12 protein-coding genes are annotated in these 18,725 nt (G+C 39.1%); 5 read left to right on the forward strand and 7 right to left on the reverse strand.

All coding sequences use genetic code 11. The features are described from left to right. Positions 1-67: 67 nt before the first annotated feature. Complete coding sequence (serC, locus tag ESZ39_RS10720; RefSeq protein ID WP_146879905.1) at positions 68-1,150, reverse strand: 3-phosphoserine/phosphohydroxythreonine transaminase; 1,083 nt, start codon at positions 1,148-1,150, stop codon at positions 68-70. A 429-nt stretch (positions 1,151-1,579) separates the two neighbouring features. After that, positions 1,580-4,318 carry a DNA topoisomerase (ATP-hydrolyzing) subunit A gene (gene gyrA, locus ESZ39_RS10725; RefSeq protein ID WP_146879906.1) on the reverse strand — a complete coding sequence of 913 codons (2,739 nt, stop codon included), beginning with the start codon at positions 4,316-4,318 and terminating at the stop codon, positions 1,580-1,582. A 479-nt stretch (positions 4,319-4,797) separates the two neighbouring features. Here gyrA and ubiG point away from each other — a divergent pair, with 479 nt between their 5' ends. The 5 genes from ubiG (at position 4,798) to yfaE (ending at position 11,155) form a co-directional block, all read left to right on the forward strand. Then, entirely contained in the window at positions 4,798-5,505 is a 708-nt protein-coding gene (gene ubiG, locus ESZ39_RS10730; protein ID WP_146879907.1) for a bifunctional 2-polyprenyl-6-hydroxyphenol methylase/3-demethylubiquinol 3-O-methyltransferase UbiG, read from the forward strand. Positions 5,506-5,637: 132 nt separating this feature from the next. Beyond that, positions 5,638-6,315, forward strand: a complete 678-nt coding sequence (locus ESZ39_RS10735) for an HAD family hydrolase (RefSeq protein ID WP_146879908.1) — start codon at positions 5,638-5,640, stop codon at positions 6,313-6,315. 835 nt (positions 6,316-7,150) lie between these two features. Then, positions 7,151-9,421, forward strand: coding sequence for a class 1a ribonucleoside-diphosphate reductase subunit alpha (gene nrdA, locus ESZ39_RS10740; protein ID WP_146879909.1), 2,271 nt, complete (start codon positions 7,151-7,153; stop codon positions 9,419-9,421). 340 nt (positions 9,422-9,761) lie between these two features. Next, positions 9,762-10,892, forward strand: a complete 1,131-nt coding sequence (gene nrdB, locus ESZ39_RS10745; protein ID WP_146879910.1) for a class Ia ribonucleoside-diphosphate reductase subunit beta — start codon at positions 9,762-9,764, stop codon at positions 10,890-10,892. A gap of 5 nt (positions 10,893-10,897) precedes the next feature. Next, positions 10,898-11,155 carry a class I ribonucleotide reductase maintenance protein YfaE gene (gene yfaE, locus ESZ39_RS10750; protein WP_146879911.1) on the forward strand — a complete coding sequence of 86 codons (258 nt, stop codon included), beginning with the start codon at positions 10,898-10,900 and terminating at the stop codon, positions 11,153-11,155. A 674-nt stretch (positions 11,156-11,829) separates the two neighbouring features. Here yfaE and ESZ39_RS10755 read toward each other — a convergent pair. The 5 genes from ESZ39_RS10755 to ESZ39_RS10775 form a co-directional block, all read right to left on the reverse strand. Further along, positions 11,830-12,195 carry a cupredoxin domain-containing protein gene (locus ESZ39_RS10755; protein ID WP_191321760.1) on the reverse strand — a complete coding sequence of 122 codons (366 nt, stop codon included), beginning with the start codon at positions 12,193-12,195 and terminating at the stop codon, positions 11,830-11,832. 15 nt (positions 12,196-12,210) lie between these two features. Beyond that, positions 12,211-14,475 carry a heavy metal translocating P-type ATPase gene (locus tag ESZ39_RS10760; protein WP_146879913.1) on the reverse strand — a complete coding sequence of 755 codons (2,265 nt, stop codon included), beginning with the start codon at positions 14,473-14,475 and terminating at the stop codon, positions 12,211-12,213. A 67-nt stretch (positions 14,476-14,542) separates the two neighbouring features. Beyond that, a complete protein-coding gene (locus tag ESZ39_RS10765) occupies positions 14,543-15,076 on the reverse strand; it encodes a c-type cytochrome (RefSeq protein ID WP_146879914.1) in 534 nt (177 codons plus the stop codon). Positions 15,077-15,143: 67 nt separating this feature from the next. Further along, positions 15,144-15,464, reverse strand: coding sequence for a hypothetical protein (locus ESZ39_RS10770; RefSeq protein ID WP_146879915.1), 321 nt, complete (start codon positions 15,462-15,464; stop codon positions 15,144-15,146). Between the two features lie 106 nt (positions 15,465-15,570). Continuing rightward, on the reverse strand, positions 15,571-18,723 hold the full coding sequence (locus ESZ39_RS10775) for an efflux RND transporter permease subunit (protein WP_146879916.1): 3,153 nt from the start codon (positions 18,721-18,723) through the stop codon (positions 15,571-15,573). Positions 18,724-18,725: the final 2 nt, after the last annotated feature.

Consider the following 18,725-nt stretch of genomic DNA (forward strand, 5'->3'; position numbering starts at 1 on the left):
TAGCCTAGGCTATTGTTTCACTAGGCTGTTATACCAATTTGATGCATTAATTATCAAATGTTAGCACTTAATACTGTTGAGCAAAGTTGTCCATAAAGTTAATCAATGCTTGCACGCCCTCTATTGGCATGGCGTTATATATACTCGCTCGCATGCCACCAACCATACGGTGACCTTTCAGGGCAGTTAAGCCCTTGGCTTCGGCTTGCTTGACAAATTCAGCAGATAAACTGTCATCCGTTAACCAAAAAGGTATATTCATCAAGCTTCTATTTTCTGACACGATTGAGTTTTTATAAAAAGTACTTTGATCAATATATTGATAGAGTAACTGCGCTTTATGCTGGTTAATTTCAGCAATAGCACTGACACCGCCTTTAGCCAATAGCCAGTCAAAAACAAGACCCGCTAAGTACCAAGCATAAGTCGGTGGTGTGTTATACATTGAGCCATTTTTAGCCTGTATTTCATAGTTCAAAATTGATGGGGTGGTTAAATGCGCATCACCCAGTAAATCTTCGCGTACAATAACTATCGTTAAACCTGATGGACCAATATTTTTTTGCGCACCAGCATAGATCAAACCAAATTTACTAACATCGAATTCACGTGACAAAATAGTAGAAGACATATCTGCAACCAACGGGATATTACCGGTGTTTGGCACCTCAAAAATTTCGATGCCATCTATTGTTTCATTGGGGCAATAATGTACATAGGCTGCATCTGGTCTAATGGGCCACTCACTACTGGGTTTAATACACTGAACGCCATCAATACTATCCATTGCATTGATGACATTAATATTGCCGTAATGGCTAGCCTCTTCTGCTGCTAATTGAGACCAAGAACCACTGACGATATAATCTGCTTTTTTACTCTTACCCAACAAATTTAGCGCGACAGCAGAAAATTGACCGCGACCTCCGCCGTGACAGAAAAGTACTTTATAATTTTCAGGAATAGCCATCAGCTTACGTAAATTTACTTCAGCTTGTCCTGCAACAACAAGAAACTCTTTACTTCTATGACTTAGTTCCATTACAGAGCTACCGGTATCGGCAAAATTTAAAAATTCACTCTGCGCTTTGTTCATTACATCGACAGGTAACATCGCAGGACCTGCGCAAAAATTGTAAACACTAGACATTTAACACTACACCCTTATTTATTAAACTTATTAAATTGGAATTGGCATGACATTAGGTAATCAATAGCAAGTTATTTTATTATCTCTTGGTACCATACCAGCGCCATTAAATTTATGATCTTGTTGTGCGCAGAAGAAATAAATCAAGGCACATTTTATTGTTTTAAACTAAACCTAAGTACTCACCTCTATCTAAGCAACACAGCCTTGTACCATTTTAACGAGCACAAGTCGGTAATAAATTGATCGAATTAATTGTAAATACTGTAAAAATTGAGATGAAATTCAACCGCTACTAGCATACCTGTTTAATAGGTAGCATCAATTCAAAAATAGAATTTGATATAAGCATTATCAAACCAGTTAAATTAATAAATTTCACACATAAAAAAAGGCGGTTATAACCGCCTTTTTATAAGTTAACGACGGTTACTCAGGAGTATCGTCATTATTGAGTGTTGGCGCTTCGCCTTCACTCTCGCTATCTATATCAATTTCAGGCGTATCAACTTGCTCACCCTCTACTATTTGGATTGGCACAAGTTCGCCATCCTCATTCTCTTCAAATGCTTCAACTTCTGCTATTTCATCGATACGCTGCAAGGCAACAACATGTTCCCCTTCAATAGTACGAATGATACGAACACCTTGAGTGTTACGACCAATGACACTAACTTCACTAACACGCGTACGCACTAGGGTACCGTTATCTGTGATCAGCATAATTTCGTCTTGATCTTCAACTTGCACCGCGCCAACAACAGGGCCGTTACGTTCGCTGACTTTAATTGAAACAACACCTTTAGTTGCGCGACTCTTCGCAGGATACTCATCTAATGCCGTACGCTTACCGTAGCCATTTTCAGTAATAGTCATAATAGGACCATTATTTTGAGGCACAATCAGAGAAACAACTTTTTGTTCACCCTCTAACTTGATACCGCGAACACCTGTTCCGGTACGACCAATAGGTTTTAATGCCCACTGCTCTAGACCTGTTTCAGGATCAAGCTTTATTTCGCCCGTTTCACTGTCACGTCTTTTTTCATTAAAACGAACCACTTTACCAGCGTCAGAAAATAACATAATGTCGCTGTTACCGTCAGTAATAGCGACGCCGATCAAGGTATCATCATCACGTAAATTCAGGGCAATAATGCCATTAGCACGCTGATTTTTATAAGCAGTCAGAGCAGTTTTCTTCACTGTTCCTGACGCTGTCGCCATAATAATGTATTTGTCTTCTTCGTATTCGCGTACTGGTAAAATAGCGGTAATACGTTCACCTTTATCAAGTGGTAAAATATTAACGATTGGACGACCACGAGCGGTACGACTAGCTAATGGTAATTGATACACTTTTAACCAATAGAGTTTACCGCGATCAGAGAAACATAAAATAGTGTCATGAGTGTTGGCAATCAGTAAGCGTTCAATGAAATCTTCTTCTTTCATTTTCGTTGCTGCTTTACCTTTACCACCGCGACGTTGCGCTTGATAATCACTTAATATTTGATACTTAACATAACCTTCATGAGAAAGCGTGACTACCACGTCTTCTTCAGTGATCAAATCTTCCATAGATAAGTCATGTGAAGCATTAGTAATTTCAGTACGGCGTTCGTCACCAAATTCATCACGAATCGCTTCAAGCTCTTCACGAATAACTTCCATTAAGCGAGTAGGTGTTGCCAAAATATAAAGTAATTCAGCAATTACATCTAATAATACTTTATATTCACTTATAATTTTTTCATGTTCTAGGCCGGTTAACTTATGTAAACGTAAGTCAAGTATCGCCTGTGCTTGTGGTGGCGTTAAAAAATATTGTCCATCACGAATACCAAACTCTTCTTCAACCCACTCAGGACGTGCAGCATCATCACCGGCAGCCGCTAACATGTCAGCGACAAGACCTAATTCCCAGCCACAAGCTAATAGTTGCTCTTTTGCTTCACTAGGTGTTGGTGAATTTTTAATTAACGCGATGATCGGGTCGATGTTAGAAAGTGCAATCGACAAACCTTCTAGTAAATGTGCGCGTTCTCGTGCTTTGCGCAATTCAAAAATAGTTCTGCGTGTTACTACTTCACGACGGTGTAAAACAAAGGCATCAATCATTTCACGCAGATTAAATAATTTAGGTTGACCGTTAGTCAAAGCTACCATATTTAAACCAAATGAAACTTGCATTTGAGTCAGCTTATATAAGTTATTTAAGATAACTTCGCCCACTTCACCACGTTTCACTTCTATCACCATACGCATGCCGTCTTTATCAGACTCATCACGTAAAGCAGAAATACCTTCTAAACGTTTTTCCTTCACCAAATCAGCCATTTTTTCAATCAAACGGGCCTTGTTAACTTGGTAAGGTAATTCATAGACAACAATGGTTTCTTTACCCGACTTTTCATCAACTTCAATTCTAGCTCGAGCACGAATTTTAATCTTTCCGCGGCCGGTAAGGTAAGCTTCTTGAATACCCGCTCGACCACTGATAATACCGGCGGTTGGAAAGTCTGGACCGGGAATATATTCTAATAATTCTTCAAAGCTAAGATCGTCATTTTCTATAACAGCTAAACAACCATTAATAACTTCAGTTAAATTATGGGGAGGAATATTAGTTGCCATACCTACTGCGATACCTGAGGTACCATTAACCAGTAGGTTAGGAATGCGCGTTGGCATTACTGCTGGTATCATTTCTGTGCCATCGTAGTTGGCAACGTAATCAACAGTTTCCTTGTCTAAGTCGGCCAAAATAGAATGGGCAATTTTTGACATTCTAATTTCGGTATAACGCATAGCCGCCGCTGAATCGCCATCAACAGAACCAAAGTTACCTTGGCCATCAACAAGCATGTAGCGTAATGAAAATGACTGCGCCATTCGAACAATCGTGTCATAAACAGCAGTATCACCATGTGGATGATACTTACCAATAACATCACCAACAACACGTGCTGATTTTTTATACGGCTTGTTAAAGTCGTTACCTAATACGTTCATCGCAAAAAGTACACGACGATGCACTGGCTTTAAGCCATCACGTACATCTGGTAATGCACGACCTACAATTACACTCATTGCGTAATCTAAATAGGAGCTTTTTAGCTCGTCCTCAATATTGACAGGAGCAATATTATTCGCCAAATCGGTCATAAATTGATGGTATCCCTTAACGTAAATCTAATTCAGAAAATTTCGAAATTATTATATTTATAATTAACACGGCATACTAGCATAAATATTTGTCATGCCCTACCGCTTTGTATTGCTTAATCTTGCCGTTTAAAAGGTAAAGTTTCAAGTAAATACTCGATATTAACCACAACAATAATATGGACTTGATTTTAGAGGTCTTTATCGGCTAAATTTAAGTCCATATACTCAGGAATATTAGCTATTATTGGCATTTTAAACATATCTCCTATTCAAGTGCTTATTTTACCATCATTGTAACCCATATACATCCAACCTAAGTTTGAAAGAACAAGCTAATGCTGTATAAGCAATTGCACTGCAAACAGAAATATCTGCATTTTTTCTGTAGATTTAAGGTGAATCAACTTTCACACTAGGCTTGCAGTAATTATTGCTTTAGAATCGACAATATTAAAAGACCAACAACGATGGTAGCTATGTCTAATCCTTTAAACGTTAATCCGGACGAAATCGCTAAATTTGAACAAGTTGCTAGCCAATGGTGGGAGCTTGATGGTGATTTTAAGCCTTTACACCAAATTAACCCTTTGCGCCGACAGTTTATTTGCCAGCATGTCGGCGATATATTTGCAAAAAAAATAATTGATGTCGGCTGTGGTGGCGGTATTTTAGCAGAAAGTCTTGCGCAACTTGGTGCAGATGTTACCGGTATTGATATGGGACAAGCGCCCTTAAATGTTGCCAAACTGCATGCTTTAGAAGCCGGTGTTAGTGTCGACTATCAAAAAATAACCGCCGAAGAAAAAGCCCAACAACAGCCACAACACTACGATGTCGTTACTTGTATGGAAATGCTCGAACATGTACCTGATCCCGAATCCATCATAAAGGCCTGTGCACAAATGGTGAAACCCGGTGGTTTTGTTTTTTTCTCTACCCTGAATAAGTCATTAAAAGCATATTTACTGGCGATAGTCGCCGCAGAGAAAATTTTGAAACTGGTGCCTAATGGCACTCATGACCACAAGAGTTTTATTCGCCCATCAACGTTAATAGCATGGGCTGAGTCGTATGAGTTAAAATGCATCGATGCCGCTGGTATTCACTATAATCCTTTGACTGAAAATCATAAGTTAAACTCATCACTTGATGTGAACTATATTCTTTGCTGTCAACGCATTTAACAATCCTAGCTTAACCTGAAACTGCATCTTGAAACTACACTTTAAAATACAATGGATATAAATTAACGCGTCGATATAAAATTTTACTATCGACGCTACGCCTCAATAACTATAACTAACTAGAGCGATATTATGTCAACTATCCAGCATCCTACAAAGCAACTTGCCAGTGTACTTTTTGATTTAGACGGCACATTGTTAGATACCGCGGATGATTTAGGCGCGGCATTAAATCATGTTTTAAGCCATTACAATAAGCAAACTGTAGTGGCAAAGCATTATCGCCCTATAGCCTCTGACGGTGCTTTAGGATTACTAAACCTTGGTTTTGGTGCAACCATCAAACAATATGACTATGACGTATTACGTCAACAATTCCTCACTTACTATCAAGAAAATATTGCTGAGCACACCTGCCTTTATCCAGGCGTTGCTCAATTACTGGAAAACTTAGAAACTAACAATATACCTTGGGGCATTATCACCAATAAGCCTGAAGGCTTAACAAAACGGCTTCTTCCTTATTACCCTGAGTTTGCAAATTGTGCTGTTATGGTCGGTGGTGACACCTTAACTAAACGAAAGCCTGATCCTGAGCCAATATTACATGCTTGTCAGCAAATTAATGTTGATCATAAGCAATGTTTTTATGTCGGTGATGCCCTACGTGATATCCAAGCAGGTAATAGTGCAGCAATGACCACGTTCGTGGCTAAATGGGGATATATTCTTAGCAACGAAAACTGTCAAACTTGGCAAGCAGATCATATCATCGCTAAGCCATTAGACCTGCTCAACTTTATTAATTGATACTGAATTATTAACCGATACTTAATGATAAGCTGCACTACTGTATAATACCAATCCCATTAAGTTATTGCTCACTTGTACTAGTTAAAATAGCTCAAGGCTGTGTTGCTCTCACTCCCAATAACCAGCTATTGCTCAATCGAGCGCCTTACCTTGAGTTATTCTTCCTGCGCACAATAAGATCACAAACTTAATGGAACTGGTATTAGTTTTAAAGCAGCTTTACTCTGCCTACTATTTTAGGCCATTACCGACTTCACTAACAGCAAGCCTACCAACACCAAATTAACCTCAATATTACAAACAGCACGTTTTAGTGGCTAATAAGCTCTTCATATTAACTAGCGCTTTAAATAATAGAAGCAAAATATCATCTATTTGCGTTGATAAAACAATCACTCGTCAATTTATGCGTTCAAGAATCAACCTAAAACATAAGCTACTGAATATTATAGTTTTTATATTTTATATTACCTTTAGACATATGAAATATAAAAATTAACTTAAAATAATTTAAAGCTAAAAAAAAATAAAAATAACCGTTGCGTTTTAGAGAAATCAAAATTGAAAAGCGCTACTAAGTTAGTTGTTACTAACAGAACTTTCACTGTAAAAAAAGCAACTAATATTCGACATCTTTTATCCTTGCAATATCACGCAAACCGCACTATCTTGTGATTAGTTTCTTAAAAACCCCAAGATATAGTGCATTTTTCATTCAAAGGCATTTTGCATGAAATACCATTTACCGTGTGTAAATATCATCTTGAGGCAATTAACATTATATCCATCTATTTTGGGTGTTTATAACAACAAACAGATTTACAGGTACTTCATGACTAACAAACTTTTTGTCACAAAACGCAATGGTTCAAAAGAACTCATCGACTTAGAAAAAATCCATAAAGTAATTGCTTGGGCTGCTGAAGACCTAGACAATGTTTCGGTATCTCAAGTTGAACTGAAGTCTCATATTCAGTTCTATGATGGTATTAAAACTTCTGATATTCATGAAACCATTATTAAAGCAGCGGCTGATTTGATCTCAGAAGAAACACCTGATTATCAATACCTGTCAGCGCGCTTAGCTATATTCCATTTGCGTAAGAAAGCATATGGCCAATTTGAACCGCCTAAGCTTTACCCACATGTCGTGAAGTTAGTAGAGGCCGGTAAATACGATCAACACTTATTAATTGATTACAGCGCTGACGAATTTGAACAGTTAGAAAGTTTTATGGAGCATGGCCGTGATTTAAATTTCAGTTATGCGGCAGTAAAGCAGTTGGAAGGCAAATACCTGGTACAAAATCGTGTGACCGGTGAAATTTATGAAAGTGCGCAATTTCTTTATATTTTAGTGGCAGCTTGTTTATTCGCTAAATACCCAAAAGAAACGCGCTTAGATTATGTTAAAGGTTTTTATAACGCTATTTCTACCTTTAAAATCTCGCTACCAACCCCTATTATGGCTGGTGTGCGTACGCCCACTCGTCAGTTCTCTTCATGTGTACTGATTGAGTGTGGTGATAGTTTAGATTCAATCAATGCCACCTCAAGTTCTATTGTTAAGTATGTTTCTCAACGTGCTGGTATTGGTATCAATGCTGGTCGTATTCGCGCATTGGGCAGTACTATTCGAAATGGCGAAGCATTTCATACTGGCTGTATTCCATTTTATAAGCACTTTCAAACTGCGGTAAAAAGTTGTTCACAAGGTGGGGTTCGTGGTGGTGCAGCGACCCTATTCTATCCACTTTGGCATTTAGAAGTTGAAAGCTTACTGGTGCTTAAAAATAACCGCGGTGTCGAAGAAAACCGTGTACGCCATCTAGATTACGGCGTGCAATTTAATAAATTGATGTATCAGCGCTTGATCAAAGGTCAATCTATTACTTTGTTTAGCCCAAGTGATGTACCTGGTTTATACGATGCATTCTTTGAAGATCAAGAAAAATTTGAAGCGCTTTACGTTAAATACGAAGCTGATGATTCAATTCGTAAAAAATGTATTAAAGCTATCGAACTGTTCACATTGTTTGCTCAAGAACGCGCCAGTACCGGTCGTATTTACTTACAAAACGTAGATCACTGTAATACTCATTCTCCATTTGACCCTACTGTAGCACCGATTCGTCAAAGTAATTTATGTTTAGAAATTGCCTTACCAACCAAGCCAATGGAAGATGTTAATGATCCCAATGGTGAAATTGCCCTATGTACATTATCAGCCTTTAACCTAGGCGCAATTAAAAACCTTGAAGAACTCGACGGTCTAGCTGACTTAGCCGTACGTGCTTTAGATAGCTTATTAGATTATCAAGACTACCCTGTTCCTGCTGCACATACCGCGACCATGGGGCGTCGTACATTAGGTATAGGTGTTATTAATTACGCTTATTACTTAGCAAAAAACGGGGTTTATTACTCAAACGGTAGTGCCAATAATTTAACCCATCGTACTTTTGAAGCTATTCAATACTACTTGTTAAAAGCGTCGAATCAGTTAGCTATTGAGCAAGGTGCTTGCCCTAAGTTTAATGAAACGCGTTTATCTCAAGGTATATTACCTATCGATACTTACAAAAAAGAAATCGATAATATTACCGCTGAACCCTTACGTTTAGACTGGGAGTCGCTGCGTGCTAGCATTAAGGAACATGGTGTTAGAAACTCAACTGTCTCAGCATTAATGCCCTCAGAAACCTCATCACAAATCTCTAATGCAACTAATGGCATTGAGCCGCCTCGTGGCTTAATCAGCATTAAAGCCAGTAAAGATGGTGTTTTAAAGCAAGTTGTTCCTGAATATGAAAAATTAAAAGACAACTACGAACTGCTTTGGAATATTCCAAGTAATGAAGGTTATCTACAACTAGTTGGCATTATGCAAAAGTTTATTGACCAAACTATTTCAGCGAATACCAACTATGACCCTTCTCGTTTTGAAGGTGGCAAGGTGCCAATTAAACAAGTATTAAAAGATATTTTAACCGCCTACAAGCTTGGTATTAAAACGATGTATTATCACAACACGCGTGATGGTGCTGACGACAGCTTCATAGAAGCTGAAGACGATTGTGCCGGTGGCGCATGTAAAATATAGCGGTAGTCAGAGGAGAACACCTGATTTTCCTCTTTTTTACCTACATATTTACCTGCATAAAAATTAGCTTAATTATGCCAATTTCATTAATTAGGTGGTCTACTTTATACACAGGGAAAACAACCAAATACAAGGTATTTATTTTAATAACTCGTTGTTCAGGACAATAGGCGCCTGCATTGTCTAATAAGCTGCATCCATGCAGCGATAATGAGTAAATAAATAACGCAGTAGCGGGTTGTTTTAACCAGTATAAATGATCAGATAATGAGTGAGATTGCTATCACTATTAAAAGATGAAATATCGCGCCTCATATGGCGCTATTTCTAGGAGATATAAATGTCGTACACTACGTTTAACCAAACAGCTAACAATGCCTTGTTAGAGCCAATGTTTTTGGGAAACAGTGTTAATATTGCACGATACGATCAACAACGTTTTATGGCGTTTGAAAAACTGATCGAAAAACAATTATCATTTTTTTGGCGTCCAGAAGAAATTGACGTATCAAAGGACCGGGCCGATTGGCAGAGTTTAACTGACTCTGAAAAGCATATTTTTATCTCCAATTTAAAATACCAAACGCTACTCGACTCAATAACTGCACGCTCAGTTAACGCAATATTATTGCCACTAGTTTCGTTGCCTGAAGTAGAAACATGGATTGAGACGTGGGCCTTTAGTGAGACCATTCATTCTCGCTCATACACGCATATTTTACGTAATTTATTTACCGACCCCAGTGAAGTGTTTGACGACATCATGGTCAATCCGTCAATTTTGAAGCGAGCTTCAAGCATCGCAAAATACTTTGACTCGGTTATTATCACTACGCAATTATTACAGTCGCAAGGCCCAGGTAGTTATCAAGTTGAGGGTAACACTATCGAGGTTAGCGAACGTAAGTTGAAAGAACGCTTATTTTTAGCCATCTGTTCGGTAAATGCCTTAGAAGCTATTCGTTTTTATATTAGTTTTGCTTGTTCTTTCGCCTTTGCAGAACGTGAGTTACTTGAAGGTAACGCAAAAATTATTAAACTCATTGCTCGCGACGAAGCACTGCATTTAACCGGTACACAGCATATTCTCAATAACTGGATGTCAGGTAGAGACGACCCTGAAATGCAAGAAATTTCTAAAACGTTTCGTGAAGAAGGTAAACAGATTTTCATGGACGTGGTAGAACAGGAAAAAGAATGGGCTGATTATCTATTTAAAGATGGCTCAATGATTGGTCTTAATGCTGCTATTTTAAAACAATACATTGAATACATTAGTAATCAACGTTTAAGTGCTATCGGCTTTGATGCCCCATTTGATATAAAAAGTAACCCACTACCTTGGATGAATTCTTATTTAGTGAGTGACAATGTACAAGTGGCACCACAAGAAACAGAAATTTCTAGCTACTTAGTCGGACAAGTTGACTCATCAGTATCAAGTGATGATTTTGACGACTTCGATTTATAGCCTTGATGGCTTTTAATATTACCGTCGAGGGGCGAAAGATAACGTTCCTCGATGAAGACAAAAATATTCTTAATGCTTTAGAAAGAAAAAATATTAATTCACAATTTCATTGCCGAGATGGATTTTGTGGTACTTGTCGTTGTTTGCTAAAAAAGGGCACGGTTGAGTATGCTCAATTCCCCTTGGCTTTTATCGGTGACAATGAAATTCTTACTTGCTGTTCAACGCCTACCAGCGATATAGAGATAGATATACACGGCTAAGTTTCACCCTTGTGATATTAAGGTTTTATAATAGTCGAGCTTGGCGTTTTTTTATAACAACGCCAAGCTTGATGTTAAACAATATTGTTGACCTTAACGTTTTGAGTACAATATTTTTTTATGACCTTATTAAGTAAAAATTCGCCATAACTGGTGAATTCATTCAATATATTATTGAAGTAAAAATTGATTAAATCATAAGCTAAATGAAAGCTTAGCTCCTTGTCTAAGCCGAATATTGAAAAACCCAATATTATAAATACCTACTATGCCTAGCTACCAAGCCATTTTCTCTAACGCCGACTCCCTCATCTAAATTGGTCATAATACCCAGACTCTGTAAGGGTATATTTATACCAAGTTGATTAATTACCTGCTCATTTTTAAGGGTTAAAATGAATAACTACAGCGTTATAAAATTTATAAGGTGAATAACTACTGACTAAATTTTATGCCTTGTATTTATCCATTTTTCCTCATGAAAAAGGTGATCACTTAATTAATCAAATTGGTATTATACCAATCCCATTAAGTTATTGCTCACTTGTACTCGTTAAAATAGCTCAAGGCTGTGTTGCTCTCAATCCCAATAGCCAGCTATTGCTCAATCGAGCGCCTTACCTTGAATTATTTTTCCTGCGCACAACAAGATCACAAACTTAATGGAACTGGTATTACTTAACAACAACCGTGCCGTTATACATTTTCATTTGACAATGAAAGGCATATTCTCCTTTCTTCATCGCTGGTAATTGTACTGAAAACGCTTTATTTAACGGTAAATCAGCACTGATTTCTAAATCAGGAAATAGCACAGTTGCCGCGCAAGGACTGGCATCTTTACGAATAAATGTAATGGTCAGCGGTTTGTCTTTAAGCAATGAAATATGTGCCGGTTGATAAATTCCGTCTTCAACCACTACCGTTATTTGACTTTTATATTGTTCATCACTCACTTGAGTTGATGGTGCTTTATATAACCAAAACCACAAAATAATTAAAGCAATTAACCCTAAGCCCATTAAATTGATTATTAACATATTGATCTCCTTAAATTAATGATCTTGTGGTTTAAAAAAGCGTAAACGGTTGGCATTGCTGACCACCGTTAATGATGAAAATGCCATGGCAGCACCGGCAATAACTGGACTCAATAACAAGCCAAAAAATGGGTATAAAATGCCTGCGGCAAAAGGTACACCGGCTGCGTTGTAGATAAATGCACCTAAAAGGTTTTGTTTAATATTGCGTAGTGTGGCTTTACTCACGGCTATCGCGTCCGCAAGGCCATGTAATGAACCTCTCATTAAGGTAATATCTGCACTTTCAATCGCAACATCAGTGCCGGTACCGATAGCAAATCCAACATTGGCCAATGCCAATGCGGGGGCGTCATTAATACCGTCCCCTGTCATGCCAACAATTTCGCCTTGAGCTTGCAGCTCTGCTACTTTATTTGATTTTTCTTCGGGTAATACTTCAGCAAACACTTCGGTAATACCGACTTTTTTCGCTACTGCATTGGCTGTTGCTTTGTTGTCACCCGTTAGCATGACGACACGGATACCATTAACCTGAAGCCTCTTTATAGCTTCAACAGAGTCTTGCTTAATGGGATCAGATACCGCGATAATGGCGGCAAGTTTGTTATCAATCGCTAAATACATCGGTGTTTTAGCTTCATTGGCAAGTTTTTGCGCTTTAGCAACAACATCATTTAACACAACATCGTTTTTTAACATCAACTTTTGATTGCCAAAAAGTACTTGTTGACCATGGCATGTTGCAGTTACGCCATGACCTGCAATGGCTTGAAAATCAGTAGTATGTTCAAGTTCAACATCTTGCTCAATGGCTGAGTCAACAATGGCTTGTGCCAGTGGATGTTCAGAGCCACGCTCAATACTGGCGGCTACAGTTAAAATATATTTTTCTGTATAGCTTTCATCAGCAACAATAATATCAGTTACTTTAGGCACACCTTCAGTGATTGTGCCGGTCTTATCCAAAATCATGGTGGTAATTTTTGAAGCGGCTTGCAATGCTTCACCATTACGTATCAACACCCCTACCTCCGCTGCTTTACCAACGCCAACCATTACCGACATCGGTGTTGCTAAGCCGAGCGCACAAGGGCAAGCGATGATCAAAACTGTTGTTGCTGAAACCACGGCAAAGGCTAATGTTGGCTCAGGACCAAAGTTAAGCCAGACTAACGCGCTGACGATAGCAATAATCATCACTATTGGAACAAAATAGCCTGAAATAACGTCAGCTAAACGGCCAATCGGCGGTTTAGAGTTTTGTGCTCTTTTAACCATATTAATGATTTGTGCTAAGGCCGTGTCTTTACCCACCCGCGTTGCTTTAAATAAAATTGAACCGGTTTTATTTAAAGCACCTGCAACGATGGTATCGCCTGCAACTTTTTCAACCGGCATAGGCTCACCCGTTAACATCGACTCATCGATTGAACTGTGTCCTTGCGTTACAATACCGTCGACTGGAATTTTTTCTCCTGGCCTTACTCGTACAATGTCATTGAGTAAAACTTGCTCAATAGCGATATCCATTTCTTTCTCGTCACGCACAACACGTGCAGTTTTAGCTTGTAAACCAATTAAACGCTTTATCGCTTCACTCGTTCTGCCTCTTGCTTTCACTTCAAGTGCTAACCCTAAGTTGATTAACCCGATAATCATGGCTGTCGCTTCAAAATAAACATGTCGTGCCATCTCTGGCAATGCCATAGGAAAGAACACAACGACCATGGAATAGATCCACGCGGTGCCTGTTCCAAGCGCAATTAAGGTATCCATATTAGCCGTGTGATTTACCAATGATTTCCAAGCACCTATATAGAAATGTTTACCTGCAAAATACATAATGCCAGCGCATAAAACACCAATAAATAACCAAATAACGCGCTCTAGCGGTGTTTCAACAGTCATAGGACCACCAAAAATACTGTAAATCATCAATGGCACACCCAGAACCAGAGCAACCCAAACCTGCCTCATTAGGTTGGTGTAGTATTTTTGGTCGGCAATATCTTTTTCATCCAGTAATTCATCATCACTACGATCACTGGCACTGCTAGCGTTGTAACCTATAGTTTCAATAGCTTTTATAAGTATTTCAGGGGCAACATTTCCGGCTATAGAAACCGTGCGCAAGGCAAAATTCATTTCTGCACTGTCTACGCCATTAATGTTTTTTAACACGGTTTCAATTTTACCAACGCAGCTTGCACAGCCTGCGCCTTCGATGATCAGCTCTTGGGTATTTTGATTACCCGTGCTGCCAGTTAACTTATTCATTGTTACCTCCTTGGTGTCTGTTGTCTTCGCTTTTATACTTTTCTTTTATACTTATTATAGCTGAACGTCACTCTATAGCTGTAAGTATTTGATATTGTTCAGGTGTTAAGCTTGGTAGGCGTTTTATAAAAGCCACCATTGCCCAGATACGCTGATCATCATGAGTTTTACCCCAAGCGGGCATTCCTGAGGCTTTAATGCCGTGCTTAATAACCCAGAAATTATTACGATCAGCTTGCCTGTCATCACCATGTTCATGTCCTTCATGACTATCATTAGAAACAGCTAAATTTGGTGGTGTTGGATATAAACCTAAACTCATATCACTCTTACGCTGTCCTGGTTTTAAATGACAACTAGCACACATAAATTCGTAGTCAACACCGCCGGATAACAATAATTCAGGGTCGGTTAAATCTGGCACTTTAATATTTTCAGCAGCCTTTGTTATTGAATTTTCTCTTGTTGCTTCTAAAAGCCAATAAACTAAGTCACTGTGAGGTTCATCGGCAGCCACATTAACAATTCCCGAATATATTACTGCGGCAGTAACTCCAACGCCTAAAACTGACAGAAATAGTACTAATTTAAGTTTTTTCATGGATATTCCTACTACATTGAAAATCACTTAGTGCATGTATTTACGCTAAGTGACTTTTCAAATTTAATTAATGGTTATTGTGCTCATCTTTTTTCATATTGTTGTCATCCATTTTTTTCATTTTGCTGTGGTCCATTTTTTTGTCCATTTTGCTATGGTCCATCTTCTCATTTGATTTTTCAGCTTGTTGCATGCATTTTTTCATCATGGCGATAGCGACCGGATCATTCATATCCATTTTGCTATGATCCATTTTGCTACAATCCGCTTTTTCAGCCTTTTTTACGTGCATACTGGGATCATGTGCAGTCGCTGCCATTGACAAAGTAATGGTTGGTATTAATACCAAAGCGATTTTACTGATTGTGTTAATTAAGCCTGTTTTCATGTTTTACTCCTGGGTTAGTTATTTAATATTTAACATTTTCTAGATAAATTCATTAACTGCCGTATTATTGCCATCAAAGTTCTGCGTTTTTTATCAATTTATAGCTCTAGGCTTTCGACCCTGTAAGCTTTATTGATGATGAACGCCATAAATAAAACAATACCGGCAATACCAGCAAGGTTAATAACACGGCACTCATCATGCCGCCAACCATCGGCGCTGCGATGCGGCTCATCACTTCAGACCCTGTGCCTGTGCCATATAAAATCGGTAATAAACCAAGAATAATCGCTGCTGCCGTCATCATCACCGGACGAACACGCCTACCTGCGCCATACAGCACTGCTTGTAATACATCTTCTTTCGTTGTCACAATGTCTTTTGAGTGGTGTTCATCAAGCATGGCTTGATACGCTTGATTTAAATACACCAGCATAATAACGCCAATTTCTACCGCCACCCCTGCGAGCGCAATAAAGCCAACGCCAACGGCTACTGAGAAGTTAAAGCCTTCTAAATACATTAACCATATGCTGCCCACCATGGCTAATGGTAAAGTGCCCATAATTATCACCACTTCAATCACGTTACGAAAGTTAAGATAAAGTAAAATAACAATAATAAATAAGGTTAATGGCACCACATAAGCCAACTTCGCCTTAGCACGCTGCATATATTCGTATTGTCCCGCCCAGGTCACTGAGTAACCGGCAGGTAGTACTAATTTATCTGTAACTACTTTCTTGGCAGCTTCAACATAAGTGCCGACATCAACGCCGTCAATATCAATAAAAGCCCAACCGTTTAAGCGCGCATTTTCAGATTTAATGCCTGGAGGGCCATCTTCGATATAAATATTGGCTACGTCCCCTAAGGCAATATTTTGGCCATTTGGTGTAACAATAGGTAACAATGATAATTGCTCTGGGGAGTCACGATAGTCTTGCGGATAACGCACATTAACCGGATAACGCTCTAAGCGCTCAACGGTTTGAGTAACATTCATGCCACCGACAGCGGTGGCTACTACTTGCTGAATTTCAGCGATATTCAAACCGTATCGAGCCGCTTTCGCTCGCTCAATATCAACTTTTATATATCGACCACCGACAACACGTTCTGAATAAACCGATGTTGTGCCAGGTACGTCTTTTAATATCTGCTCTAATTGTTTGCCAATGTCTTGAATAGCCAATAAGTCAGGCCCTGCTATTTTTATACCGACAGGGGTCTTAATGCCTGTTGCTAGCATATCAATGCGGGTTTTAATCGGCATCACCCAAGCATTAGTTACGCCTGGCAATTGAATTAGCGCGTCAAGTTCTTTTTTCAAACTTTCAGTTGTTACCCCTTCACGCCATTGATCATGGGGCTTAAACTGAATAAAAGTCTCTATCATGGTTAATGGCGCAGGATCGGTTGCGGTTTCAGCACGACCTACTTTACCAAATACGGTTTTTACTTCGGGTACCGTTTTAATCAACTTGTCAGTTTGTTGCAGAAGTTGTCGGGCCTCACCTATCGAAATGCCGGGATAAGTGGTGGGCATGTACATCAAGTCACCTTCATCAAGCGGTGGTATAAACTCACTACCGATTTTATCCAGTGGATAAATACCAACCGCAAGCACAGCTAATGCAGCAACTAGTGTCACTTTGGGAAAACGTAAAACAGTTTTCAAGGCTGGCATATAGATAAAAGTTAGCGATCTATTGACCGGATTTTTATGCTCAGGTAGTACTTTACCTCGAATAAAATAGCCCATTAATACCGGTACTAAAGTGATGGCTAATGCCGCAGATGCCGCCATAGCATAAGTTTTGGTAAATGCTAGCGGGGCAAACATACGCCCTTCTTGTGCTTCTAGGGTAAACACTGGCACAAAACTCACGGTAATAATTAATAAACTGAAGAATAATGCAGGCCCTACTTCACTGGCTGATTCAGTGACTACTTGCCAGCGGTTCTCTTTGGTGAGTGCTTTCCCTTTAGCCGTGAGTCGTTCCATGTGTTTATGCATATTTTCTATCATGACGATAGCACCATCAATCATCGCGCAAATAGCAATAGCGATGCCACCTAATGACATAATGTTTGCGTTAAGTCCTTGCAAGTGCATGATAATAAAGGCGGTTAAAATACCTACAGGTAAACTAACAATCGCCACTAAAGAAGAACGCACATGAAATAAGAAAATAACGCAAACTAAGGCAACTACACCAAATTCTTCTAATAACTTAGAGGCCAAGTTATCGACTGCTCGTTCTATCAATGCAGAACGGTCATAAACTGGTACTATTTCTACGCCATCAGGTAAGCCTTTTTTAAGCTGTTCAAGCTTTGCCTTTACGCGGTTAATCACTTGCTGAGCATTTTCACCAAAGCGCATCACGACAATACCGCCAACCGTTTCGCCTTCACCATTAAGTTCAGCGACACCACGACGCATTTGCGGGCCAGTACCAATATCTGCGACATCTTTTAACAGTAACGGCGTACCATTTTTATTAAACCCTAGTGGAATATTTTCAAGATCTTCAATACTTTTTATATAGCCGGTAGTTCTGACCATATACTCGGCTTCAGCCATTTCTACCACTGAAGCACCTATCTCCTGATTACCTTGTTTAATGGCGGTTTGAATAAGTGACAGCGGTATACCAAAGGCGCGTAATTTATCAGGACTGACCCTAACTTGATATTGCTTAACCATACCGCCAAGCGCAGAAACTTCTGATACGCCAGGCACAGTTTGTAACTCAAACTTTAAAAACCAGTCTTGTATACTGCGTAGTTGGCTTAAATCATGTTGGCCTGTTTTATCTGTTAGCGCATACAAATAGACCCAACCAACGCCCGTCGCATCAGGCCCCAGTTGTGGACGAGCATCGCTAGGTAGATTAGGCGCAACTTGACTTAAATACTCAAGTACTCTTGATCTTGCCCAGTAAAGGTCGGTATCTTCGTCGAAAATAACGTAAACATATGAATCACCAAAAAACGAAAAGCCTCGTACGGTAACCGCACCCGGTACTGACAACATGGCGGTAGTCATTGGGTAGGTGACCTGATCTTCAACCACTTGTGGTGCTTGACCTGGGTAGCTTGTTTTTATTATTACCTGCACATCGGATAGATCAGGCAATGCATCAATCGGGGTTTTACTGACAGAATATAATCCAGCACCCACCAGTAATATTGTCGCTAGTAAGACAAAAAATCGATTACTAACCGACCAACGAATAATAGCAGTGATCATTA

It is taken from the genome of Colwellia sp. C1TZA3, from assembly GCF_007954265.1.
In the GTDB taxonomy this organism is placed as follows: domain Bacteria; phylum Pseudomonadota; class Gammaproteobacteria; order Enterobacterales; family Alteromonadaceae; genus Cognaticolwellia.